This is a genomic window from Chitinophaga sp. CCNWYY40 (genome assembly GCF_037483205.1).
Lineage (GTDB): Bacteria > Bacteroidota > Bacteroidia > Chitinophagales > Chitinophagaceae > Chitinophaga > Chitinophaga ginsengisegetis.
Genome location: NZ_JBBHLF010000003.1, coordinates 977,680 through 1,003,294, shown reverse-complemented (window position 1 = coordinate 1,003,294; position 25,615 = coordinate 977,680). Strand labels below are relative to the sequence as shown.

General features: G+C 47.2%; 24 protein-coding genes. 16 read left to right on the top strand and 8 right to left on the bottom strand.

Going from position 1 to position 25,615, the window contains the following annotated elements; genetic code table 11:
* Positions 1 to 52: 52 nt before the first annotated feature.
* From V7S65_RS14570 to V7S65_RS14550, 5 genes are all read right to left on the bottom strand, one after another.
* Positions 53 to 322 carry a hypothetical protein gene (locus V7S65_RS14570; RefSeq protein ID WP_079470598.1) on the bottom strand — a complete coding sequence of 90 codons (270 nt, stop codon included), beginning with the start codon at positions 320 to 322 and terminating at the stop codon, positions 53 to 55.
* Positions 323 to 431: 109 nt separating this feature from the next.
* Positions 432 to 1,406 (bottom strand): hypothetical protein, encoded by a 975-nt coding sequence (locus V7S65_RS14565; RefSeq protein WP_336386687.1) that lies wholly within the window; start codon positions 1,404 to 1,406, stop codon positions 432 to 434.
* A gap of 120 nt (positions 1,407 to 1,526) precedes the next feature.
* A complete protein-coding gene (locus tag V7S65_RS14560; RefSeq protein WP_079470596.1) occupies positions 1,527 to 2,000 on the bottom strand; it encodes a PRC-barrel domain-containing protein in 474 nt (157 codons plus the stop codon).
* A gap of 40 nt (positions 2,001 to 2,040) precedes the next feature.
* Positions 2,041 to 2,250, bottom strand: a complete 210-nt coding sequence (locus V7S65_RS14555; RefSeq protein WP_336386688.1) for a hypothetical protein — start codon at positions 2,248 to 2,250, stop codon at positions 2,041 to 2,043.
* A gap of 177 nt (positions 2,251 to 2,427) precedes the next feature.
* Positions 2,428 to 3,024: an RNA polymerase sigma-70 factor gene (locus V7S65_RS14550; protein WP_079470594.1), complete on the bottom strand. Its 597-nt coding sequence runs from the start codon at positions 3,022 to 3,024 to the stop codon at positions 2,428 to 2,430.
* Between the two features lie 169 nt (positions 3,025 to 3,193).
* On the opposite strand from V7S65_RS14550, the gene V7S65_RS14545 reads away from it, so the two are divergent.
* From V7S65_RS14545 to V7S65_RS14530, 4 genes are read left to right on the top strand one after another with little or no spacing between them, the layout of a single operon-like run.
* Positions 3,194 to 4,168, top strand: coding sequence for a FecR family protein (locus V7S65_RS14545; protein WP_336386689.1), 975 nt, complete (start codon positions 3,194 to 3,196; stop codon positions 4,166 to 4,168).
* Positions 4,169 to 4,185: 17 nt separating this feature from the next.
* On the top strand, positions 4,186 to 7,512 hold the full coding sequence (locus tag V7S65_RS14540; RefSeq protein WP_336386690.1) for a SusC/RagA family TonB-linked outer membrane protein: 3,327 nt from the start codon (positions 4,186 to 4,188) through the stop codon (positions 7,510 to 7,512).
* An 18-nt stretch (positions 7,513 to 7,530) separates the two neighbouring features.
* A complete protein-coding gene (locus tag V7S65_RS14535; protein ID WP_339545926.1) occupies positions 7,531 to 9,291 on the top strand; it encodes a RagB/SusD family nutrient uptake outer membrane protein in 1,761 nt (586 codons plus the stop codon).
* Positions 9,292 to 9,308: 17 nt separating this feature from the next.
* Positions 9,309 to 10,646: an alkaline phosphatase family protein gene (locus tag V7S65_RS14530; protein WP_336386692.1), complete on the top strand. Its 1,338-nt coding sequence runs from the start codon at positions 9,309 to 9,311 to the stop codon at positions 10,644 to 10,646.
* Positions 10,647 to 10,713: 67 nt separating this feature from the next.
* On the opposite strand, the gene V7S65_RS14525 is transcribed toward V7S65_RS14530, so the two are convergent.
* The 3 genes from V7S65_RS14525 to V7S65_RS14515 form a co-directional block, all read right to left on the bottom strand.
* Complete coding sequence (locus V7S65_RS14525; RefSeq protein ID WP_336386694.1) at positions 10,714 to 11,532, bottom strand: AraC family transcriptional regulator; 819 nt, start codon at positions 11,530 to 11,532, stop codon at positions 10,714 to 10,716.
* Between the two features lie 13 nt (positions 11,533 to 11,545).
* Positions 11,546 to 12,298: an SOS response-associated peptidase gene (locus V7S65_RS14520; protein WP_336386695.1), complete on the bottom strand. Its 753-nt coding sequence runs from the start codon at positions 12,296 to 12,298 to the stop codon at positions 11,546 to 11,548.
* A gap of 63 nt (positions 12,299 to 12,361) precedes the next feature.
* On the bottom strand, positions 12,362 to 12,781 hold the full coding sequence (locus V7S65_RS14515) for a LexA family protein (RefSeq protein WP_079470588.1): 420 nt from the start codon (positions 12,779 to 12,781) through the stop codon (positions 12,362 to 12,364).
* A 327-nt stretch (positions 12,782 to 13,108) separates the two neighbouring features.
* On the opposite strand from V7S65_RS14515, the gene V7S65_RS14510 reads away from it, so the two are divergent.
* From V7S65_RS14510 to trpB, 12 genes are all read left to right on the top strand, one after another.
* Positions 13,109 to 14,098: a hypothetical protein gene (locus V7S65_RS14510; protein WP_336386696.1), complete on the top strand. Its 990-nt coding sequence runs from the start codon at positions 13,109 to 13,111 to the stop codon at positions 14,096 to 14,098.
* A 210-nt stretch (positions 14,099 to 14,308) separates the two neighbouring features.
* Positions 14,309 to 14,989, top strand: a complete 681-nt coding sequence (locus tag V7S65_RS14505; RefSeq protein WP_079470587.1) for a hypothetical protein — start codon at positions 14,309 to 14,311, stop codon at positions 14,987 to 14,989.
* 284 nt (positions 14,990 to 15,273) lie between these two features.
* Positions 15,274 to 16,128: an ATP phosphoribosyltransferase gene (gene hisG, locus V7S65_RS14500; protein WP_079470586.1), complete on the top strand. Its 855-nt coding sequence runs from the start codon at positions 15,274 to 15,276 to the stop codon at positions 16,126 to 16,128.
* Positions 16,129 to 16,143: 15 nt separating this feature from the next.
* Complete coding sequence (gene hisD, locus V7S65_RS14495; RefSeq protein WP_336386697.1) at positions 16,144 to 17,436, top strand: histidinol dehydrogenase; 1,293 nt, start codon at positions 16,144 to 16,146, stop codon at positions 17,434 to 17,436.
* 10 nt (positions 17,437 to 17,446) lie between these two features.
* Positions 17,447 to 18,520: a histidinol-phosphate transaminase gene (gene hisC / locus V7S65_RS14490; RefSeq protein WP_079470583.1), complete on the top strand. Its 1,074-nt coding sequence runs from the start codon at positions 17,447 to 17,449 to the stop codon at positions 18,518 to 18,520.
* Complete coding sequence (gene hisB, locus V7S65_RS14485) at positions 18,517 to 19,653, top strand: bifunctional histidinol-phosphatase/imidazoleglycerol-phosphate dehydratase HisB (RefSeq protein ID WP_336386698.1); 1,137 nt, start codon at positions 18,517 to 18,519, stop codon at positions 19,651 to 19,653. Before hisC ends, hisB begins: the two co-directional genes overlap by 4 nt.
* A 246-nt stretch (positions 19,654 to 19,899) precedes the next feature.
* Positions 19,900 to 21,312, top strand: a complete 1,413-nt coding sequence (locus V7S65_RS14480) for an anthranilate synthase component I family protein (protein ID WP_336386699.1) — start codon at positions 19,900 to 19,902, stop codon at positions 21,310 to 21,312.
* 1 nt (position 21,313) lies between these two features.
* The gene (locus tag V7S65_RS14475) at positions 21,314 to 21,883 is read left to right on the top strand and encodes an anthranilate synthase component II (RefSeq protein ID WP_079470579.1); all 570 of its coding nucleotides are present in this window, start codon (positions 21,314 to 21,316) and stop codon (positions 21,881 to 21,883) included.
* Positions 21,884 to 21,943: 60 nt separating this feature from the next.
* Positions 21,944 to 22,939, top strand: a complete 996-nt coding sequence (gene trpD, locus V7S65_RS14470; RefSeq protein ID WP_336386700.1) for an anthranilate phosphoribosyltransferase — start codon at positions 21,944 to 21,946, stop codon at positions 22,937 to 22,939.
* Between the two features lie 15 nt (positions 22,940 to 22,954).
* A complete protein-coding gene (gene trpC, locus V7S65_RS14465; protein WP_079470577.1) occupies positions 22,955 to 23,758 on the top strand; it encodes an indole-3-glycerol phosphate synthase TrpC in 804 nt (267 codons plus the stop codon).
* Positions 23,759 to 23,762: 4 nt separating this feature from the next.
* The gene (locus V7S65_RS14460; protein ID WP_336386701.1) at positions 23,763 to 24,398 is read left to right on the top strand and encodes a phosphoribosylanthranilate isomerase; all 636 of its coding nucleotides are present in this window, start codon (positions 23,763 to 23,765) and stop codon (positions 24,396 to 24,398) included.
* A 6-nt stretch (positions 24,399 to 24,404) separates the two neighbouring features.
* Positions 24,405 to 25,613 carry a tryptophan synthase subunit beta gene (gene trpB, locus V7S65_RS14455; RefSeq protein WP_111577769.1) on the top strand — a complete coding sequence of 403 codons (1,209 nt, stop codon included), beginning with the start codon at positions 24,405 to 24,407 and terminating at the stop codon, positions 25,611 to 25,613.
* The last annotated feature ends 2 nt before the right edge of the window (positions 25,614 to 25,615 follow it).

Genomic DNA, 25,615 nt, shown 5'->3' with positions numbered 1-25,615 from the left:
TTAAAATAACGAACGGATGCGGGGCGTAGTACCCGGATCCGTTCGTGTTTTTTTATTCCAACGGCCTTTTTGGTGAATCATCTTCCTCCAGGCTGTTTTCAGCTACATCCTCATCCGTAATATCTTCTTCTTCCAGCAGCTCATCTATTTCCACGTCATCATCTTCTTCATCCAATAGTTCATCGGAAGTATCGTCTCCCCGTCGTGATTGTTCATCCTGGTTGCCTTTTTGCGGCACCGGTTGTTGTTTCTGATTAACAATATCGTCTGGTTGAAGATCATCGTCGAGGAGTGGTCCGGGTGTTTTAGGTTGTGTGGTCATAAAGCATGTTTTTCAGGAAATGACCCAAACATCGCACCACTAAAAACGGCTTGATTTACAAGGGGCTAACAGGGAAGGCTGCGTAAATAAATACACAGTTGTGGGATAATTATTCATTCACCACTTTACTTTTTTTGAAAACAGCGCTCCATTTACTTACAAAATCAGCCGGCAAAGTTTCTGTTTTTTTAGCGATAAAAACGGCGTGAAAAGATTTGGGTCCCTGTATCACGTAATACAGCTGTGATTCCGGGTTCCCGGCGCCGGGTGTCTCTACTTTAAACAGCGCCCACCGCCTCTGGGGAATGTTTTCTTTCCCAAGCACCGTGATCTTTGCCTGGGATGCTTTACTTACTGCGGCGTCTGAAAAACTTTTCACGGCAAGATCAATGTTATTGACCCTTGCATTTTCCATTGTCATATCATTGATGAGCAGGGTCCATTGCTGCGGGGTTTCGTCGGCGGGCAGAAACTGGCGCGTGGCCAGGTTGTCCACCTCAGTATCGGTGATCATGGTCCATTTAATACCGGCCGGCAATGCTATTTTAAGGCGTTCTTTCCTCGCTGCTTTGCCTGTTTTGAAGGAATGTCCTATTTCGTGAAACAAGGGCTTAAAACCGGCGGAAAATGGCGAAAGGGTAGTGGCTGTCAGCAGGTAGGTTTTATTGTCTGCATACGCAATAAAAATGCTGGCAAAAATGGTGTCGGCCCTGTTTCCCTCCAGGTGTATTTCATCCAGCCAGATCATCCTTTTGCCGGCGCTCACGATGCTGCCGGAATCCAGCAGCTTGAAATAGGGATTGCGGCCGATATAGTACAGGAGTTTTTTTGCGATGGCATCCACATTGGAGCGGGGTTCCTCCACTACGTTGACTGTAAAATTTTCCGGCGCAGGAAGGGCGCTGTCGGTGGCGCTCCGCTGCGCCATAAATTTCAGGGAAGGGATCTGTTTGTTTTTTATTACCTGCCATCCGTTGGGAATTCCTACGGAGAAATGATTCGCCGTATCACGGTAGTTCACCAGGTTCTGGCCTTTTACAACAAAAGAAAGTAACACGAGGCCACACAGCAGAGCATATTTCATCCGGAGTAATTTGTGTACAAATAAAGGATATTTAGTGTAGCCTGCAAAAGAGAAAGCCTCCGACGGGAGGCTTTCTCTTTTGCAGGCTAACGTTCAACGGACGATTATTTAAGGCAAGTACTATACGCGGTTGTCCCGTGGCGCCCGGGTTCCATAAAATTTTTCCTGGTTAAACTGGTCGTGGCCGTAAAAGTCGCTGTCGGCTATATGAGAATCCGGCGAAACAAATACATTCCGGATATCCTGTTCTGTTTCGGGTGTAACAATCACTCCTTTCTCATAGAAAGGCAGAATACTGATCTGTACAGGCGTTACTTCCGGCAACAGTACCGTATCATCTTTTTCATGCAGGATGGCCACGCCGATGGGGAATAGTACTTTCCGGTCGGTGAGTCCTACCCGGTTACCTTTCAGATTAATGACGAGATAGCGTACCCTGCGTGAGGCAGGATTGAACAGCAGGTCATCTACTTTTCCCAGTTTATTTCCCTGCAGGTCTTCTACCTCCCAGTGCCTGACATCGGGCTGTCCGTCTACGATTTCAAATTTGCTGCCGCTTAATTCTTCAAGCCGGTTAGTTGCAGTTATAGACATGGTAATGATTTTTTAAGATGAGGAAATCGGTGAGGGTCCGTTAGGGCTGTGTGCCGGCAGTATCCGCTGCTGGCGCCATATTACCGGTATCGGCGGTGATAACAGTATCAGTGGTTGTTATGATGTCGCGGCGGTTGTTGTTACTGCTGCGCATGAGTAAGAACATAATAGCAACAATGATAACAAGCCCTAGTATCAGCCATATCCACGCCGGATTTTTTTTCCTGGGTTGAACTTCTAAGTGTGCCATAATTATAGGATTAAGAATGGTTCATACAATGTCCGGCAATCATTATACCAATGCACATAAAAAAACAGTAAATCATTATTTTCCTGATCTATGGCTGATTAAGGAGGATTTATCCGGTAATTCCGGGGAGTTCAGCCATTTTTTTTAGGGTGTTTTTCCTACGTATTGCGGAAATTATCATCCGGTGCAGATACTCACTGCTACCAGCAGGATACCGAGATAATGTTCTTCTTTCAGTTCCCGGCGTAGTACCTGTAGCGCTTTGCTCATGTGCTTTTCCACTGTTTTTACAGAGATGCCCATTTCCTGTGCAATCGTTTTATAGCTCATATTACCATAGTAATTGAGCATAAACACCTCTTTACATTTTTGGGGCAATGTATTAATACTGCGGGCGATCCGGTTTTTCAGTTCATGCTGTTCCAGCTGCACGGGCTGTACCACTTCCTGCTGGTGCGCCTGCCTGATCAGCACCTGGTGATGGTTTTCTTTGAGCAGTTTATTACGCAGCTGGTTGGATACCTTATATTTAACGGCATTGTTAAGATAACCGCTGATGTTAACATCTCCGGGCAGTTCGTCTCTCCTGAGATATAAACTCGTAAAAATATCCTGTATAATATCTTTTACCTGTTCCCGGTCTTTCAGAATACGGAATGCCTGGTTGCTGAGAGAAATAACGGTGGCCCGGTATAATAGCTCAAAGGCTTTGGTATCGCCACTCCTGGCTTGTTGCCATAAATTATCACATGTATGTTGACCAGCGGAGCAGATAAGCGTTCAGTTTTGCCTGCAAAGATATCTACTGGGGTAAAGTTTCCATGTTAACTTATGGTAAACAACTTCTTCCAATGTTAACTAAATATGAATTCGTTCTTTTTTGGGAAAAAGGAGTGGGGGTAAATGTCCGTTCAGGTGATAAGTATTACAAACACCCATACTGATGACGCCATCGCGCCTGCAATATTTACTGGACAGATACCTGAACGGAACTGCTACGGAAGCGGAGCAGGCAGAGTACGATCATTGGTATGAGCAACAGCAAGTACCGGAGATAAATGCCTTTACTTCTGCAGAAAGAAGTGAGATGTATGCCGTAATAGCCACCCGTATCAGGGAAAAGCGCCGGGTGGTGTACCTGCGCCGTGCCGCCGCTGTTGCCGCTGCCGTAGTAATAGCCGCCGGTGCGTTGTGGATGTTTAATACTACGCTGCCGCCTGCACGAAAAGTAGCAGTCAAACAAGCAGTACTACAGCCCGACACGACCGCCATCGCCAATACTTCCGGCAAACAGCAGATACTTCATTTACCGGACGGCTCACAGGTAATATTATATAAGGATGCGGAAATCCGCTTTGCGGCCCCGTTTGGCACAAAAAACAGGATAGTGTTACTACGTGGTAAAGGGTATTTTAACGTAACAGCGAACGCACCCAAACCCTTTACAGTATGGAGCGAGGGCGTGTCCACCACCGCGTTGGGGACCAGTTTTACTATCTCCAGTAAACAAAAGGAAGTAAACGTAATTCTCCATACAGGTAAAGTAATGGTGAAGACCAATGCGCAGGTGCGCTATCTCACACCGGGCCAGTCGCTGGTTTGCAATGCTGCTACGGGAATTGCACGCTTGCAGCCAATACCGGAGAAAACACTTGTTACGCCGAAGATCGACTTTGGCTCCTTACGTGGATTTACCGCCACATTTGACCAGGCGCCGTTATCCAATGTATTCGACACTATTGCCAGGGGATATCATGTGAATATTCAGCTCAAGGCGGCTGCCTTTAATAACATCGCCTTCTCCGGGGTAATCCGGGATACCGATTCACTGTTACAGGTGCTGCATCGTATTGCGATGCTGCACGATTTGAAAATTACATCAACAAATACAGGTTACCGTATAGAAAAGAATCACTAACTAAACATTTGCGCATTATGACACATCGCTACCTGCTAGTGAAGGGCGGAGCTTTGCCCCTGAACCACTCCAACAGGTTCCTGCATGGCTGTAAATTTATCAGCCTGCTGCTCCTGATGGCTTTTATCAACCTGCTGCCGGCACAGGCACAAAAGAAAACATGGATCAAAGGCTTAATTGAAGACGAAAAAGGACAGGCCGTACCGGGCGCTTCTGTACAGCTGAAAAGTGGTCCCGATAGCCTGAAAAGCTTTGCCATCACAGATGCAAAGGGCGTATTTACTTTTGATAACTCGCATCTGCAAGGTCCGTTTGTATTTACGATCGCTTATGTGGGATATGTTACACAGGTAATTACCAAAAACAATCTCGACCCGCAGAAAGAGCAATCTATTTACGTGGTGATGAAAGAATCTTCGGCTGCACTCAGCGAAATAGTAGTAGTTGGTTATGGTACCCAAAAGAAGATTAATCTCACCGGAGCGGTAGACCAGGTAGGAAAAGAGGTATTTGAGAACAGGCCCATGACCAGCGCCACCAAAGGGTTGCAGGGCGTGTTACCAAATCTTAATATCCGTATCACGGATGGTAAGCCCATCCGCGGCGCTACCTATAATGTAAGAGGTACCACCTCCATTGGTGCAGGTGGTAGCGCACTGGTACTTATAGATGGCGTTCCCGGCGATCCCAATTTATTAAACCCCAACGATATTGAAAGTGTAACTGTATTGAAGGATGCGGCTTCTGCCGCTATTTACGGCGCACGCGGTAGTTTCGGCGTGGTACTCATTACTACAAAAAATCCTGCTAAAAATAACACGCAGCTTACTTACTCCAGTAACTACTCATTGAACGACCGCACCGTTAAACCACAGTTTGTTACTAACGGGTACGAATGGGCCAAAAATTTTGATGAAGCCTATTACGCATGGAACGATTATAAGTCGCACCCCGCCAAAGCCAACAGCGTATTCCCTTTTTCACTGGATTACCTCGACGAGCTGAAACGCAGGAATGACGACCCTTCCCTGCCAAAAACAGCTATCGATCCTGCGACAGGAAACTATGTTTACTACGGTAATACCGACTGGTTCAAAGAACTGTATGCAGACCGGAACCCCGGTACTGAACAAACGTTGTCGGCTTCCGGTGGTAATGCAAAATCGGAATATTATCTCTCCAGCAGGTATATGTCGCAGAACGGTATCTTCCGGTACAACCCCGATAAATTCAAGATGTATAATGTGCGGGCAAAAGGAGCGGTAAGGCCGTTCGACTGGCTCAAGCTGGAAAATAATTTCGACTTCTCCCAACGCACTTATTTCTTCCCCATCCTCAACCACCCCAGCAATACGCCGGTATGGAGAAGGATTTCGGATGAAGCATTTCCTGTTGCCATGCTGAAAAACCCGGATGGCTCCCTCACTGAAAACGCCGCTATTGTATTTGGTAGTTTCTTAACGGGGAATAACTATTCCGATCAAACACAGCTGATGCTGAGAAATACGTCGCGCTTTACCACGTCTTTCCTGCATGATAAACTGCATGTGAACGGCGACTTCACCTATGCTTATACTTCCAGTGTGGAAACACGTTTGTATACGCCTGTGCCCTACAGTAAAACACCCGGTCAGACACTGACCCGGGGCGAAAGCAAGATGAATGAAGAAAACGACCGGACTACCTATACCGGTATGAACCTCTATGCGGATTATGAACAACGCGTGGCGAAAAATACCTTTAAGTTACTGGTTGGATACAACTATGAAAACACCCTGTTCAAATCGCGGTATTATCAGCACGACGGATTGATTAATCCCAATATGCCCGATTTTTCGCTGATGAATGGCTTGAACTATGTGCTCACAGGTGGTGGCTATGAATGGCGTACGCTCGGCGGCTTCTTCCGCCTTAACTATAACTACGATGAGCGTTACCTGCTCGAAGTAAATGGCCGCTACGATGGTTCTTCCAAGTTCCCGGAATCACAGCAGTTTGGCTTCTTTCCTTCTGCTTCTGCCGGGTGGCGTGTATCGAAAGAGAAGTTCTGGAATATATCCCCGAAGGCAGTGAGCGATTTAAAATTGAGAGCTTCATATGGCGCATTGGGTAATGGTAATGTGAATCCTTACCAGTTCCTGCAAACCATGTCGGTGACCAAACTGCAGATGGCTATCAACGGTGTGATACCGGATTATACGCAGCAGCCCAATGTGATACCTAATGGTCTTACCTGGGAAAAATCCACTACGCTGAATGGTGGTATAGATGTATCGTTGCTGAGCAGCCGTTTGAAAGTTTCCTTTGATAAATACACCCGCAATACTACCAATATGTTTACCGTGGGATTGCCGGTTCCTGCGGTGTTTGGCGCCAGTGTGCCAAAAGGGAACTATGCCGATCTGCAAACAAAGGGTTGGGAGTTATCAGTGAACTGGTCGGATCAGTTTAAAGCCGGCAGCAAGCCTTTCAGTTATTCATTTGGTGTGGTGTTATCTGATTATAAATCGTACATCACCCGTTTCAACAATCCGAGTAAGCTGATCAACACTTATTATGAAGGCATGCGCGTAGGTGATATGTGGGGTTTTGTAAATGATGGTTATTTCCAGAGCCAGGATGAAATTAATAAGTATGACGTTGACCAGTCGTTTATCCGCGTGTCCAATGCCAATAAGTTGTTACCCGGAGATATCCGTTTTAAAGATCTTGATGGAAACAAGAAGATAGACCAGGGCGAGGGCACGGTATACAAGCCGGGCGATCAGCAGGTGATTGGAAATACCGAACCCCGTTATGCTTTTGGGATTACGGGTAACGCTAACTGGAATAATTTCTTTGTAAACTTTTTCTTCCAGGGTATTGGTAAGCGCGACTGGTGGCCGGGTACAGATGCCTCTCTTTTCTGGGGGCAATACAACCGTCCTTATAGCTGGATGCCGCAGGAGATCATGGATAACCGCTGGTCGGAAGCCAATCCGGATGCATATTTCCCGCGCTTCCGCGGGTACACTGCGCTCAACTCCAATGCAGAGCTGGTTGTGCAGCAATCAAAGTATGTGCAGAACGTGGCTTACATCCGTTTAAAGAACCTGACAGTTGGTTATAACCTGCCGCAGGAATGGATTTCAAGGATTAAGATGAAGAATGCGAGGGTGTTCTTCACTGGTCAGAACCTGTGGACATGGTCGCCGTTGTACCGCATAATGAAAACGCTGGATCCGGAAGTGATTGAAGGTTCTGATCCGGAGTTGAATAACAATGCCGTGGGCATTGGAGCGGGTAATGGTATGTCGTACCCGATGCTGAAAACATATACCGTTGGTTTAAGTATAACTTTTTAACGATTAATGTTTATGAAGATGAAAAATAGTATTTACCTGTTATTGATCCTGGCGATGGTGTCCTGTAAGAAGGATCTCGACCTGAAGCCGTTTGATAAACTGGATCCTGATAATGCGTTTAATACAGAGCAGGATCTGCAGCTGTATGCTACTTCTTTCTATAAAATATTACCTGATGGAAATGCGATTATCAGGGGAGATGTGATGAGCGATTATATGGCGGGGAAAGATGTGAATACGTTCATTCAGCGCGATGCTTACTCGGCTACGCAGAGTAGCGGCTGGAGCTGGAGCGACCTGCGTAATATCAATTATTTCCTGGAGCATTACAGCCAGGCGAAAATTCCTGACGAAGCTAAAAACCACTATGCCGGTATTGCTCGTTTTTTCCGTGCCATGTTTTACTTTGAGAAGGTGAAGCGTTTTGGTGATGTGCCCTGGTATAGTAAAACCATGACCATCGAAGATCCGGAGCTGTATAAGGGCCGTGATCCGCGTACGATGGTAATGGACAGCGTACTGGCTGATCTCGATTTTGCGTGTGCCAATATCCGCAATAAAAAAGATAACACCTGTTCGCAGATCACGCGTTGGGTGGCGCTGGCGTATAAGTCGCGCGTATGTTTATTTGAAGGCACGTACCGTAAGCATCGTCCGGGAACGCAGACACCGGGTTACGACAACTGGCTGAGCGCCGCGGTGAGTGCCGCCGACGAAGTAATAAAGAGCGGACTGTATACGCTGAACACCGGCAGCGACGCCACTATGAGCTACCGCAACCTGTTCATTAATGAAACGCCGAATGTGAATGAAGTGATCCTGGCGTATGTGTGTAATAAAAGCTTGCGCGTATTCAATGATGCCAACTGGTTTTTTACCAGCGCCACTTACGGCAACAGGATCAGTCTTGTTAAAACATTTACCGATACCTACCTGAACATTGATGGCAGCCGCTTTACAGACAAAGCTGGTTATGATAACCTGCCTTTCAATGAAGAAGTAAAGAACCGGGATCTGCGTTTGCAGCAAACTATCCGTATGGGGAAATACAGCCGCGAAGGACAAATTGCGCCGCCTGATTTTACGTATACCTATACCGGTTATCAGCCGCTGAAGTTTACGATGGATTCAAAAGCTACCGATGGTGTGGCAGAGAATAATAACTCTGTTCCTATTATCCGTTATGCAGAAGTATTGCTGAATAAGGCAGAAGCAAAGGCCGAGCTGAACAGCTTCACCGCAGACGATTGGAATAGCACCGTCAAATTACTGAGAACCCGCGCAGGTTTGAAGAATACCGAGATGCCGGTAACAGCCGATCCTTATCTCATTGATTATTTCAAGGATAAAACAGCACTCCCGAATGTTAACGCAAACGTAACAGACGCCGTGTTGCTGGAAGTACGCCGTGAAAGAGGGGTTGAGCTGATCCTGGAAGGGTTCCGTTTTTATGACCTGGTGCGCTGGGGACTTGGTCCTTTACTTTTGAAGCCATATATTGGCTTATATGTGCCTGCTATGGATGCCCTGATGGATTTAAATGAAGATGGAAAGCCCGATGTATCCTTTGTAAAGAAAACGCCGGCCACTAAAGTGCCGGGTGTATACTACTTCCTGATTGATGACGACCAGACCAAATTATCTGCCGGTAACAGCGGTAACCTGATCTGGCTGAGCAATATTGAACGTCAGTGGGCAAATTATAAGTACGTTTACCCGATACCGTATAATGAGCTGGTATTGAACCCTAAGCTGGTGCAGAATCCTGAATGGAAATAAAGTAAAATAAAAATAGTATGAAGAAGATTACCGGTATAGCACTGTTGCTGATGATAGGATTCACATCTTATGCACAGCGCGCTTCACATGTGGTGCTGATTACCATTGACGGCTTCCGGCCTGAGTTTTACACCGATGCCTCCTGGGGTATGGTGAACCTGCGGGCAATGAAAGACAGCGGCGCTTATGCAGATGGGGTAAACAGTGTATTCCCTACTGTTACCTATCCTAATCATACGTCGCTGATTACCGGTGTAACACCGGCCAGGCATGGTATTTACTATAACACGCCTTTTGAACCCACCGGCGCCAGCGGGATCTGGTATTTTTATTACGACAGTATCAAAACGCCTACGTTGTTCGACGCTGTGCATAAAGCCGGTAAAAAATCGGCCAATGTAATCTGGCCGGTATCCGTAGGCGCACCGATCGATTACAACATACCGGATGTATGGTCCGTTGGTAAGAAGGACAGACGGGAGCTGATGGCCACCGTAACCAACCCGGTTTCGTTGTGGCAGGAAGTACAGGAGCATGCCACCGGTAAACTGGGCGAAAAGGATTTCACGATGGAAGATGAAGAACTGATACTGGATGAAAATGTGGCGCGCATGTCGGCCTACCTGATTGCTACCTATAAGCCTGCTTTTACTACGTTGCACCTGGCCTGCACGGATCACTACGAACATGAACAGGGCCGCGACGGACTGTTGGTGAGAAAGGCCGTAGCCGGCGCCGACAGGGCATTGGGTACCATTATAGAATCGCTCAAACGTGCAGGGATATACGAAAATACCGCCATCATTGTTACCGGTGATCATGGTTTTGTAAATATCAGCAAAAACTTTTCCCCGAATGTATTGCTGGCGCAAAACGGATTGCTGAATAATACCAAAACGGGCGACTGGAAAGCACAGTTCCATTCTTCCGGCGGAGCGGCTTTCCTGCATCTGAAAGATCCGAAGGATGTGGCTACACAGCAGAAAGTACTGGCATTGCTGAAAGGGCTGCCGGCTGCACAGCAGCAGCTATTCCGGGTTATTACCCGCAAACAGCTCGATGCAGTGGGTGCTGATCCACACGCTGCCCTGGCTATTTCCGCATCTGATGGCGTAACCATTGGCGGCGCATCTACCGGGGAGCTGGTACGGGCTGCCAAAGGAGGAACGCATGGTTATTTCCCGGATTTTAAGCAGATACAAACCGGCTTTGTGGCCTCCGGAGCCGGGATAGTGGCAGGTGCTCATGTGAAAGAAATGAACGTAACAGATGTGGCGCCGCTGGTAGCGCAACTGCTTGGGCTATCGCTGGATAATACCGATGGCAAAGTGCCGGCGGGTGTGATCACTAAATAAAGCATTGAAAACGTAGCAATAATAAGCGGGTGCCTTGTGAGAGGGGCGCCCGCTTTTTTTGTGGCGTTTAAGATGGTCTGAATTTATTTCTGAACAGGAGCGGGGTAGTGCCGGTATGTTTCATAAAGAAGCGGGAAAAATGGGTATGGTCTTCAAATCCCAGTTCATAGGCAATTTCCCGTATATGGAGGTCTGTATAATAGAGTATTCTTTTGGCTTCGGTTAAAACGCTATCCGCAATCCAGTGAGATAAGGGAGCCCCGGTGGCGATATGAACGCAGTAGCTGAGGTAGCCGGCACTTATGTTTAGTTCGCGTGCCATGCTTTCCGGTGTGGGCATGGAGCGGCCTTTGTCGGCCAGCACTTCTTTGAAGCGATTGGTGATCTTTTCCGGTTCGGTTTGCGCAGCGGCTGGCGTATTACACGCAGGATAACATGCTGCTGCTGTATGGAACAATGTTTCGAGTAAACTATGGAGAATGTTGTTATAAAAAAGAGAGGGTTGACGGAACTGCTGCAACAGCAGCTGGCAGAGTTGTTCCGGCATATGCAGCGAAGCTGCATCCAGCGGCTGGCATTGCCGGCTTATGGGTAAACTTTTAAACAGGTGGATGCACGCGGATGGGATAAGGAAGGCTTCAGCCGAAATAAGCCATCCCTGCAGGTCTTCGACTTCTTTTAATACATGCACCTGGTCAGGATGAATAAAGGCGAAGGAAGGCGTAGTGAAATGAAGTGGCTGCCCGTTTATTTCCAGGCTGCAATGGCCTTTCCGGAGTAGGAATAACAGGTATGCATCTTCGTGATGGTTGATTACGCCAATTTCCTGTATATAAATGCCACCGGTGGTAGCCGGTTTGAAGAAAGGGATAACAGTGTCTTTCATCGGTGAAAATTATTTACACCTGCAGGGCAGGTAAATTTTCATAGGCTGCCGGGGTTATTACTGTTGCGTCGTCGGGCTTTACTTTTCTGACAGAATTCACCGGCCAGCATTCCAGTTGTGTTGCGGGCAGTTCATACTGTATGATAGATCGTATATCCGTATCTGTTAGATCTGGTTGCAGCCATTGTTCTGCGAGTTCAGTCGTAAGTATCATGGGCATTCTGCCGGCGTTTTCGCCGCCGTTATGGATTTGTGCCATCAGTGGGTTGGCGGCACGGGTTAGCAGTGAGAAGGCGGGTATGCGTGCGGGTTTATCCACATCCCAGGAGTTAGACATTGCCCATAGTCCCGCTATGAAAAAGAGTTCCTGTTCTTTGGGTTTAATATAGTAGGCCACTTTGTTTTTCCATCCGGGAATGTAGCGGTATTCAAAGAAGCCGCTGGCAGGAACCAGGCAACGCTGATGCCGGATAGCATTCCACATCGTACCATTTTCAAGAACTTTTTCGCTGCGGGCATTCAGGAAAAGTTGTCGCTGCCGTTTTACTTTTTCCAGGGTATCCAGCATTTTAGGTACGGGGCCCCAGGTATATTTTTCCAGTTTGAATCCGTTGTTGTTGGTTACCACCGGCCATTGCGGATAAGACATCCCGATCTTGTGCCAGGTGGGATCGAAGTGGATATCCAGTTTGCCGCCGGGTTTCAGTCGCGGCAGGTATTTGAAAATGCTCTCTATGCTGGAGGTAAAAGCGATATCGTAACACATATTGATCTGTCGGGATGTTATAGCTGATAAAGGTACTTTTATTTCTGTATCTGTTCCGGTGCGCTATTTACGCATATCTACAATTACCGCGGTTACCACGCCCCACACCTGGAAGTCGGCATCTTCAGTGATAACAATGGGTTTATAAAAAGCATTTTCGGGGTGCAGTACCCAGCTGCGGCCTGCCTTTACGAGGCGTTTTACGGTATATTCCCCATTGAGCGCCGCCACCACAATATCTCCTGTAGACGGGCGGATGGAGCGGTCTACAACGGCCATGCAACCGTCGGGGATGCTGGCATCTGTCATGCTATCGCCTTTTACCCTGATAATGAAGGAGGTAGTGGGATTTGGCTGCAGGATACGGGAGAGATCAATCTGTTCTTCCTCGTAATCCAGGGCAGGTGTTGGAAACCCCGCGGGGACACTGGTATTAAAGAATGGCAGGGTGATGTGCGGGTCACTCGGTTTCAATACTTGCATATGACTATCGTTTTTGTGAGTACTAATATTATTAGCAAAATAAAGCTAAAATTATTAGTTTATAAAATCCATTAACACATCGTTTGCAAAAGTGGAAAACTGCAACTGCAGCGGGTGAAAAGTAAGTGACAGGAGATCAGTGCGCTGTGAATTCCGGCTGCTAAAACAGGCGCAGTAAGATTTTTTTGAGGAGGGGAGAAGGGAACATATCTAGTTCAATAATTAACTGCAGGATATTTTTTTTATCACATATATTTGGGACGAAGTACATTGTTTTAGTTTTAGTTTAAAGATTGATTATTCTATTAAAACCCATTCCCTCATTACATGAAAAAAACCTTGTTGCCCCTGTTCGTGGGCCTTATCACCTTTGCCTCCTGTTCCCGTAATGCACTGAATGAAATCCAACCGCTTGATGCTGGTTCACGTTCATTGTTAGGCGCTGACACCTTAGTGGTGGACACTGTTACCCGTTTGAAATCTTCCCCGGCGGTTATTTCCAGGAAAAACTCCAATGTCGTAGACATGTTTGCGCAGAGCGTAACCAATAGTCTGCTTCACCGTACCTGGTCGCCGGCATCAGGATGGTCGGCGTGGGAAAACCTCGGCGGAACCATTACATCTGCGCCTGCAGTGGCTTCTCTGAACACCAATTCGCTGGTTGTATATGCGAAGAGTACTGCTAATACGCTGATAGAAAAAAGATGGACATCGTCAACCGGCTGGTCCGGCTGGACTGACCTCGGTGGACAGCTTAATTCCGCGCCTGCTGCTATCAGCAGGGATGGTATAAACATCAATACGTTCGCGCGTGACTCAGCGAATCACCTGATACAGAGATACTGGGCGCCAGGAGTAGGTTGGTCTACCTGGCAAACCCTGGGTGGAAATATTACTTCCGCACCGGCAGTTGCAACGCTCGATTCAAGTAACCTGTATGTATTTGCAAAAGGAACTACGAATAACCTGGTGCTTAGAAAATGGGTGTTAGGCGCAGACTGGCTGCCGTGGACTGATCTGGGTGGCAGCATTGCTTCCGGTCCGGCTGCGGTATCAAGATCGTTGTGGATAGTAAATGTTTATGCACAGGGTACCGATGGTACATTGGCCCAATTGTATAACACAGCTTCTTCACCTACTTCCGATTCATGGTCCGGCTGGCAAACACTTGGAGGTAGTATCGTTGGTACACCTGCTGTAGCTGCGAGATCAGGTAATTCCCTTAATATTTATGCGCCGGGTTCAAGTGGCCTGCTGGTACAGATATCATGGGATTCAGTATTGGGCTGGTCTGCATGGACTAACGTGCCTAACTGATTTTTAAGGAATTAAATTTTATAAAAGACGAAGCGGGAAACCATGGTTTCCCGCTTCGTCTTTTACAGTTATATATAAATGTTAATCACTTGTTATTCACCGCATTCGGATTTTTTTTCTACACTCTCCCTATATCCCATCAATAAATTCATGCGCCGTTAAATTTTACGCGGCGATAATATTGTAAACCTCAGATAATCCTTATTTCTTATGGGCATTCAAATCAAAGCACTCCTGTTCTGCTGCCTGGCAGCTTTCACCTTCTTTGTACCTAATGAGCTGTCTGCAAAAGTTAAATCCAAAAAGATTGTCATCAATACCGAAAATGATGCACGGATCTATGTAGATGGAAAACTGGTCAATAACACCTCTACAGAAATTAAAGTAGCCGCGTATGCACAGGTGAATATCCGTGTGGAAAAAGTAGGTTTCATTACACAGGAAAGGAACTACATTAACGACGGAAAGCACACATTACCTTCCACGGATTATATTAAACTGGAGAAAGATGATGCTTACGAAAATTCAATGGTAACCAATCTCGCTAACCAGGATATCGACGTGCGGACCAGTCATGATGAAGAAAATTCCTGGAAGCTGATCAACCGGATCATTACCGGTTATTTTGATGTGATTGCGGTTACTGATAAAGCTACGGGATACATGTGTACTGCCTGGGTGGTAAAATCCTTTAAAGCAGCTACTATCCGTACCCGTCTTATTATCAAAACAGGAAACACAGATCCGCTTACCTACAAGGCGAAGCTGGTCAGCGAAATAGCCCCTCCCGGTGTTTCGGCCAGTTCTGATGAGTCATTCCGCAACTGGGACCGGCTGTTGCGTACCTTCGAAAATGTAGTACCTGAACTGCAAAGCAGGCTGGCGAAATAAACGTGGAATTACTTACGAAAGGAGTATGGGAAACAACCATTTATACCAGTGGTTATATATAAGCGCTTATATTTAAATTTCCGGTTAATTCCAAAAAAAACCTTTGTTATTTCATTTTACTTCCTATTTTTGCACCTGAAATTATGATTACAAACAAACATACACATCACCACCATCATATCTTACCACAAGGGTAGGCAGGGGATGATTTGTGTATATCACCATATTACATCATCAACAGGGGCTTACCGCAGAGGTAAGCCCCTTTTTTTATTTTATCAGGGATGAAACTGAAAATTGCAATCCAGAAATCTGGCCGCCTGCACGACGATTCCATCAAGCTTTTGAAGGAGTGCGGCATCGACATCAACAATGGTGTTAATAAGCTGAAGACAGAAGCCACCAACTTCCCGCTGGAAGTGTTTTTCCTGCGCGATGATGATATTCCGCAATACATTGAAGATGGTGTGGCAGATATAGGAATTGTAGGAGAAAATGTAGTGCTGGAAAAACAAAAGCAGGTAAATATTGTTCAGAAACTGGGCTTTGGCAAATGCCGCTTATCGATGGCAGTGGAGAAATCAGTGGATTATACTTCCGTGAAAGACCTGCAGAACAAACGTATTGCTACCAGTTACCCAGTGATAGTGGAAGATTTTCTGCAACAAAACGGTATCACCGCAGAGATCCATGAAATCAGCGGCTCCGTGGAAATAGCGCCCGGTATAGGTTTGGCGGATGCCATCTGTGACCTGGTGAGCAGCGGATCTACCCTGTTCATGAATGGTTTGAAAGAAGTGGAAACGGTGCTGAAGTCGGAAGCCGTGCTGGCAGCCTGCCACAGCCTGAAGCCGGAGCAACAGCTGTTGCTGGACAAACTTTTATTCCGCATCCAGGCAGTAAGGAAAGCAAAAAATAATAAGTACATCCTGCTCAATGCGCCCAATGATAAACTGAATGAAATTATTGGTCTGCTGCCGGGTATGAAAAGCCCTACAGTACTGCCCTTGGCAGAAGCCGGCTGGAGCTCTGTTCATTCAGTGCTAAATGAAAATGATTTCTGGGATATCATCGAAAGCCTGAAAGAGGCCGGTGCACAAGGTATCCTGGTAGTGCCCATCGAAAAAATGGTGATCTGATAAACTGAGTAAACGATGCAAATAACCAGATTTCCCGATAAAAGTTCCTGGAATACACTGCTGCAAAGACCTGTGATGGATACTTCCGCGCTCGAAAAGAAAGTGAACGATATCCTCCTGGAAGTACGTACCGGCGGAGACGCTGCTGTCAGAAAATTTGCAGCTGAATTTGATAAAGTAACGCTGGACAATTTACAGGTACCATCCGCCGCTTTTGCTGCTGCAGAAGCTACCCTGGAACCCGCACTGAAAGCGGCTATCCAGCAGGCGGTAAAAAATATTACTACCTTTCACCGCGCACAGCAGGAAAAGGTACAGGTAATTGAAACCATGCCCGGCGTACAATGCTGGCGTAAATCAGTAGCCATACAAAAGGTAGGCTTATATATTCCCGGGGGCTCCGCACCGCTGTTTTCCACTATCCTGATGCTGGGAATACCAGCCATGATAGCTGGTTGTAAGGAGATAGTGCTTTGCACGCCTTCCCTGCACCCGGCGATATTGTACACTGCACAGCTGATAGGAATTGAAAAAGTATTTACAATCGGTGGTGTACAGGCCATTGGCGCTATGGCTTACGGTACGGAAAGCGTGCCGCAGGTATATAAAATCTTTGGTCCGGGTAACCAGTATGTTACCTGTGCAAAACAACTGGTAAATAAAAGCGGCGTAGCCATCGATATGCCGGCTGGTCCTTCTGAAGTGGCTGTGCTGGCGGATGATAGCTGTGTGCCGGCTTTTGTGGCGGCCGACTTACTGTCGCAGGCAGAGCATGGCCCCGACAGCCAGGTAGTATTGGTAACCACGAGTGAGAAAGTACTCACTAACGTGACCAATGCCCTGAATGCCCAGCTGGATGCACTTCCCCGCAAAGGCATTGCCACCGCAGCACTGGAAAACAGCAAGATGATCCTGGTAAAGGATATGGACACTGCCATTGAAATGCTGAACGCTTATGCGCCGGAACACCTGATCCTGGCCTGTGAAGGCGCGGAGAACCTGGCAGATAAAGTAACAGATGCCGGGTCCGTTTTCATGGGCAACTACACCCCGGAAAGCGCCGGAGACTATGCTTCCGGCACCAATCATACGCTGCCTACGAATGGCTATGCCAGGGCTTATAGCGGTGTTTCGCTGGATAGCTTCGTAAAAAAGATTACTTTTCAGCAGATATCTCCCGAAGGGCTGCAGAATATTGGTTCTACCATAGAAGCAATGGCAGCGGCAGAGGGACTGGAGGCGCATAAAAACGCCGTTACCGTAAGATTAAAACAGCTGGAATACACCGGCTCACTAATAACAGATTAATTAATGCGATATGTTTAATCTCGATACCCTGGTAAGGGAAAACATAAAAAAACTGGTGCCTTATTCTACTGCCAGAGATGAGTTCAAAGGAGAAGCGTCCATCTTCCTGGATGCGAATGAGAATAATTTCGGATCTCCGTTGCCGGTGAATTATAACCGCTATCCTGACCCGATGCAATGGCAGCTCAAATACAAAATTGCCGATATCAAAGGCGTGCCCCCGCAGAATATTTTTATTGGTCACGGCAGCGACGAAGCCATAGACGTGCTTTACCGCTCATTCGTAAATCCGGGTGTGGATAATGTAATTCTTTGTCCGCCTACCTATGGCATGTATGAAGTAAGCGCGCACATCAACGATGCTGTTATCCGCAAGGTAACGCTGACAGAAGATTTCCAGCTGGACATTCCCGCGCTGCAACAGGCCATAGATGCCAATACAAAGCTCATCTTCATTTGTTCTCCCAATAACCCTACCGGTAATTCTATTAACCGTTCGGATATTGAACTGCTGTTGAATAATTTTGATGGTATTGTAGTGATAGATGAAGCTTATATCAATTTCTCCCGTCAGAAAACCTTTATACAGGAACTCACCGAATATCCCAACCTCGTGGTGATGCAAACGCTGTCGAAAGCATGGGGACTGGCCGGACTCCGTATCGGGATGGCTTTTGCCAGTGAAGATATTGTGAACACCTTTAACAAGGTGAAACCTCCGTATAATATCAGCCAGGCCACCAATGAGCTGGCGCTCCAGGCATTGGAAAATGTAAGCCAGGTAAATGAATGGATCCGTGAAATAGTGATAGAACGCGACCTGCTCTCCGGCGCGCTGCTTCAGCTGCCGGAAGTACTGCACATTTATCCCAGCGACGCCAGCTTTATCCTGGTGAAAACCACCGATGCGAAAGGCATCTACAACTACCTTATTGAACAGGGAATTGTAGTACGTGACCGTTCCAAAGTAGAGCTGTGTATGGGTTGCCTGCGGATCACCATAGGCACGCCGGCCGAGAACCTGCGCCTGCTGGAAGTATTGAAATCTTTTAACCTGAAAACAGCCACAACAGCATCTGCATGAAACGAGTGCTCTTTATAGACCGCGATGGTACCCTGATTAAGGAAGTGCCGCCAACTTACCAGATCGATAGCCTGGACAAAGTAGAGTTTTATCCCAAAGTATTTGTGAATATGGCGCGGATCGCCGCTGAGCTGGACTATGAGCTGGCAATGGTTACCAACCAGGATGGTTTGGGCACCGCCTCTTTCCCGGAAGATACCTTCTGGCCTGCGCAGAACATGATCATGAAAGCGCTTGAGAACGAAGGGATCAAGTTTGATGAGGTGTTTATTGACCGCTCTTTTCCGGCTGATAATGCGCCTACCCGCAAGCCCCGCACCGGTATGCTCACTAAATACCTGGATGGCAGCTATGATCTGGCCAACTCTTTCGTGATTGGTGATCGTATCACCGATGTGGAACTGGCAAAGAACCTGGGCGCAAAAGCTATCTGGATCAATGAAGGCTCCGGTTTGGGCAGCGCAGAGATCAGTGATAACACGGCCGCCCTGCAATCCGTGATTGCCCTTGAAACTACCGACTGGAACCGGATCTATGAGTTCCTGAAGCTGGGATTAAGAACGGTAACGCACGTACGTAAAACCAATGAAACAGATATCAATATAGAACTGAACCTGGATGGTACCGGTAAAGCGGATATTCATACCGGGTTGGGCTTCTTTGATCATATGCTCGACCAGATTGCCCGTCATGGCGCTATAGACCTGAAGATTACGGCCAAAGGCGACCTGCATATCGATGAGCACCACACCATAGAAGATACCGGTATTGCACTGGGAGAAGCCATTGCCAAAGGTTTGGGTGATAAACGTGGTATCGAAAGATACGGTTTCTGCCTGCCGATGGATGATTGCCTGGCCCAGGTGGGTATTGACTTTGGCGGTCGTAACTGGCTGGTATGGGATGCGGAATTTAAAAGGGAAAAAATAGGGGAGATGCCTACCGAGATGTTCTATCATTTCTTCAAATCCTTCTCAGATGGCGCCAAAGCAAACCTGAACATTAAGGCAGAAGGTGAAAATGAGCATCATAAGATAGAAGCTATCTTTAAAACCTTTGCCAAGTCCATCAAAATGGCGGTAAAGCGGAATCCGGCCAATATGCAGCTGCCTTCTACCAAAGGGGTATTGTAGGACAGCGAAGATGCCACCACAAAAAAAATTTGCATTTTCTAAAAAAATGTTTCATTTTTGTTCTCGCTATGCAAAATATCATTACAAACAAACATTGGTGGTGGCACGGAATCAATTCCTGATCTGTGTTACAGTGCCATGTTTCGTTTAGAAATATATTTGGAAGGCCCGCTGTTACACAGCGGGCCTTCCGCTTTTTCAGCCCTTCCCTTTTTCAAATAAAACAAATACTTCACCCAATACATCATGCGTACCATCCAAGTAAAAACGAGATCCAAACAGATGCTGGCAGACATTTTCACGCCAGTGGGAATATATCTGCGGCTGCGCGATAAATTCCCGGGTTCTATCCTCCTTGAAAGCACTGACTACAGGGCCAGCGACAACAGTTATTCCTTTATTTGTGTGAAGCCTATTGCAGGTATCGAAGTTACTTCCACGTCGCACTTCGAGTTTAAATATCCTAACCTGCCTGTGGAAAAGAAAGAGCTGAAGAATAAGCAGCAGGTACTGGATGAAATGGAGAAGTTTCTGGGCAACTATTCTTTCACCGGCAAACACCCGGTACCAATGGCACAGAGCCTCTTCGGCTATACTACTTTTGATGCCGTACAGTTCTTTGAAACCATTGAATTTAACAAGAAGAAACAACAGGCAGGTAACACCATCCCGCTGATGCGTTACCGCTACTATCAATATGTTATAGCAATCAATCACTTTAAAGATGAACTTTATCTTTGTGAAAACCAGGTAGAGGGCATCGACAGTGAGTTTGAACTACTGGAGTCGCTTATCCGGCACAAAGATTCCCCCGGGTATCCGTTTGCCACTACCGGAGAAGAAGAAAGCAATATGACGGACGCGGAATATATGCAGATGGTAGAACAAGGCAAACAACACTGCTTCCGCGGAGACGTTTTCCAGGTAGTACTTTCCAGATCTTTCCAGCAATCCTTCAAAGGCGACGAATTCAACGTTTACCGCGCCCTCCGCTCCATCAACCCCTCTCCTTATCTCTTCTTCTTCGATTACGGCGATTACAAATTAATGGGTTCCTCACCGGAAGCACAGATCGTGATTACAGATGGCAAAGCCACTATTCACCCCATTGCTGGTACTTTCCGCCGTACCGGGGATGATGAACAGGACAAACTACTGGCCAATAAGCTGCTGGAAGATCCGAAGGAAAACGCAGAACACGTGATGCTGGTGGACCTGGCAAGAAATGACCTCAGCAGAAATGCCACAGAAGTGGAGGTAGCTTCTTACAGACAGGTACATTTCTATTCCCACGTAATTCACCTGGTAAGCGAAGTAACCGGAAAGGTAGATCCAAAGCTGAATCCCTTCACCCTCCTGGCTTCCTCCTTCCCGGCAGGTACGCTGTCCGGCGCACCAAAATACCGCGCTATGGAAATCATTGATCAGTATGAACCCACTGCGCGTGGCTTCTACGGCGGTTGTATCGGCGCTGTTGGTTTCAACGGCAACTTCAACCACGCCATCATGATCCGCTCCATACTCAGTAAAATGAATACCCTGTACTATCAGGCCGGCGCCGGTGTGGTGGCCAAATCAGTAGCTTCTTCGGAACTGGAGGAAGTGAACAACAAACTCAATGCGTTAAAACAAGCCATTCTGCTGGCACAAAAAATTTAGTATGAACATCCTCGTTTTCGATAACTACGATTCATTTACATACAACCTCGTTCATCTCGTGGAAAAAATCATCAACGGTAAAGTAACCGTGGTACGCAATGATGAAATTCCACTGGAAAAAGTAAACGACTACGATAAAATTATTTTATCGCCCGGCCCCGGTATTCCGGAAGAAGCTGGATTGTTGCTGCCGCTGATCAAAGAATATGCACCCACCAAATCCATTTTTGGAGTATGCTTGGGCCAGCAGGCCATAGGACAGGCTTTTGGCGCTTCTCTCACCAACCTGAAAGAAGTATACCATGGCGTAGCTACCAATGTGAATATTATTAAAGAAGATGGACGGCTGTTTAATGGTTTACCACGACAAATACTCGCGGGTCGTTATCATTCCTGGGTAATCGACGAATCTACCCTGCCTGCGGAACTGGTGATCACCGCCAAAGATGAAGATGGTTTTATCATGGCGGTACAACATAACAAGTATGATGTGAGTGGCGTACAGTTTCACCCGGAAAGTGTGCTTACCCCGCAGGGAGAAAAGATTGTAAGAAACTGGTTAAGCCTGTAAGAACAACAGGACACCCGTTTTAACATTATCGAACACCCAATCAGCAAAATTCTTCCAAAAATGAAAAAGATTCTTAATTACCTTTTTGAACATAAAACTTTCAGCCGCGAAGCTGCCAAAGATATCCTGATCAGCATTTCCAAAGGTATGTTCAATGAAAGCGAACTGGCTGCTTTCATGACCGTATACCTGATGCGCAGCATCACCATCGATGAGTTACTGGGCTTCCGTGATGCCTTGCTGGAACTCTGTGTACCGGTTAATCTCAACGGTTACGATGTATTGGATATCGTTGGTACCGGCGGGGATGCAAAAAATACTTTTAATATTTCTACCTTGTCGTGCTTTGTGGTAGCCGGCGCAGGCGCCAAAGTAGCCAAGCATGGCAACTATGGTGTATCTTCTGTAAGCGGCGCCTCCAATGTAATGGAGCTGGTGGGGTATAAATTCAAGAACGACGATGCCAAACTGAGAACAGAGCTGGAAGATTCGGGTATCTGTTTCCTCCACGCACCCCTGTTCCACCCGGCGTTGAAACATGTAGCAGGTATCCGCCGCCAGCTGGGTATCCGTACGTTCTTTAACATGCTCGGCCCCCTGGTGAATCCGGCGCTGGCCAAACATCAGCTGATCGGTGTGTACAGCCTGGAAATGGCGCGGGTATACAACTACCTGTTCCAGCAAACGGATAAGCAGTTTGTGATTGTTCACAGCCTCGACGGATATGATGAAATATCCCTCACAGCAGATACTAAAGTGATCACCAACAAAGGTGAACAGGACTGGACCCCGGAACAGCTGGGCAAACGTAAAGTTCACCAGGAAGATATTTACGGCGGTAACTCTACAGAAGAAGCCGCAAAGATCTTTATGAAGATTTTGAAAGGAGAAGGTACCTGGGCACAGAACTCCGTTGTTTTTGCCAACGCAGCAATGGGTTTGTACAGCCTCGGAAAATATAATTCGTATGAAGATTGCTTCGCCGCCGCGGTAGAATCCCTGGAGTCGGGCAGTGCACATAATGCGTTCAAAAAACTGATTGCTTTGCAGTCGTAGTACAGATAGTTTATCATGAAGAATATTTTAGCAGAAATTGTTGCTCATAAACACATCGAAGTAGCTGCCCGCAAGCTGCAGCGCAGCGCGCAGGACCTGGAGCAGTCGCCGGCATTCCCGAGGGAAACCTTGTCGCTCCGCCATTTCCTGCAGCAACCGGAAAAAACGGGTATCATTGCGGAATTCAAGCGCCGCTCTCCCTCAAAAGGAGTGATCAATGGAGATGTTACCGTGCAACAGGTAACCACAGCGTATACCCGTTACGGCGCTTCCGGGCTGTCGGTACTCACCGATGAAAAATATTTCGGTGGTTCATCCGACGACCTGCAACAGGCGCGCAGCTTCAACCAGATCCCGATTCTGCGGAAAGATTTTGTGATAGATGAATACCAGATACTGGAAGCTAAGGCGATCGGTGCGGATGTAATACTTCTCATCGCAGAATGCCTGGATGCCGCGCAGGTAGCACACCTGGCAGCTTTTGCACATAACCTCGGATTGGAAGTGTTGCTGGAAGTACACAGTGAAGCGCAACTGGAAAAAGTAACTGAACATACTCACCTGGTAGGGGTGAATAACCGCGACCTGATCACTTTCCAGGTAGACTTTAACCGCTCCTGTGAACTGGCCCCGAAAATTCCGGCCGATAAAGTTAAAGTGGCAGAAAGTGGTATCAACGATCCTGCGGCTATTGTAACGCTGAAAGCCGCCGGATTCCAGGGATTCCTGATAGGAGAGCATTTCATGAAGCAAGAAGATCCGGCGCGTGCCTTTGAAAATTTTGTACAAACACTCAACGACCTGCAGCATAAATCATAACACTATGCGTATTAAAGTTTGCGGTATTACCAGGATAAATGACTTGCAGGCGCTGGTAGATAACAGCGTTGACTACGCAGGGTTTATTTTTTACGAAAAATCCCCTCGTTTTGCCGGTAACAAAATAGATGCAAGATCGGTACGGGAAACCACCCGCATCAAGAAAGCAGGAGTGTTTGTAAATGCGCCGCTGGAGCAGATCCAGCGTACCGTGAGCGATTACGCACTGGACCTGGTGCAACTGCATGGCGATGAAACGCCGGAGTTTTGCGCCGCTGTCCGCACATTTATCCCGGTGGTAAAGGCTTTTCGTATAGGTGACAGCGTTAACTGGCAAACTGAAGTAGCGCCTTTTATACCGGTAACGGATTATTTCCTCTTCGATACCGCGTCCGTAAAAGGTTATGGCGGTACCGGCGAAAGATTTAACTGGGAGCTGCTGGCTGCTTATCCTTTTGATCATCCCTTCTTTTTAAGCGGGGGCATTAGTGCAGATCAGGCAGCGGAAATATTGGAGATGCAGTTGCCGGCGTTGTTTGCTGCGGATGTGAACAGTAAGTTTGAAGACAGTCCGGGTGTGAAAAACATCCCGCTGGTAAAACAATTTGTGAAACAGATTCATTCATCAATAATAAAATAGACGGTCATGGATATTGCGATTAATACCGGCAACTCCAGGTATCAGGTGGATAAGAATGGCTATTATGGCAGATTTGGTGGGGCATACATCCCTGAGATGCTGTATCCCAACGTACAGGAATTACAGTCCCAATACCTCGGCATCCTCAGTGATCCTACTTTTCAGCAGGACTTTGAAGCCCTGCTGCGGGATTATGTAGGACGGCCTTCCCCTTTATATTTTGCCAAGCGGTTGTCTGAAAAATATAAAGCGAAAATTTATCTTAAGAGAGAAGATCTGAATCATACCGGCGCACATAAAGTAAACAATACTATCGGGCAGATCCTGCTGGCGCAACGACTGGGCAAACGCCGCATCATCGCTGAAACCGGCGCCGGTCAGCATGGCGTGGCCACAGCTACCGTATGTGCGCTCATGGGCATGGAGTGCGTGGTGTATATGGGCAGCATCGATATAGAAAGACAGGCGCCCAACGTAGCCCGTATGAAAATGCTGGGAGCCACCGTAGTACCGGCCACCAGCGGCAGCAAAACCTTGAAAGACGCTACCAACGAAGCAATCCGCGACTGGATCAATAACCCGGTAAATACCCATTATATTTTAGGTACCGCTGCGGGGCCGCATCCATATCCTGATATGGTGGCCCGTTTCCAGTCGGTGATCAGTGAAGAAATAAAAAAACAGCTCCTGGAGAAAACCGGCAGCGAAAATCCTGACTATGTACTGGCCTGTATCGGTGGCGGCAGCAATGCGGCCGGCGCCTACTTCCACTACCTCGACAGGGAAGAAGTGAAACTCGTAGCCGTAGAAGCTGGCGGAAAGGGCGTACACAGCGGGTTTTCCGCCGCTACCACGCAGCTGGGCACCATTGGTATTATCCATGCCAGCAAAACATTGCTGATGCAAACCAACGACGGACAAATCGTGGAACCGCATTCCATTTCTGCAGGACTCGATTATCCCGGCATCGGACCGATGCACGCCCATTTATATGAATCAGGCCGTGCACAGTTCCTGTCGGCTACCGATGATGAGGCACTCGCAGCGGCTTATGAACTGAGCCTGCTGGAAGGAATTATTCCTGCTATGGAATCGGCTCATGCCCTGGCTAAACTGAAAGATCTGCCCCTGAATACAGATGATGTAGTAGTGGTATGCCTTTCCGGCCGCGGTGATAAAGATCTGGATACCTATATCCGTCACATGAATAAATAAAA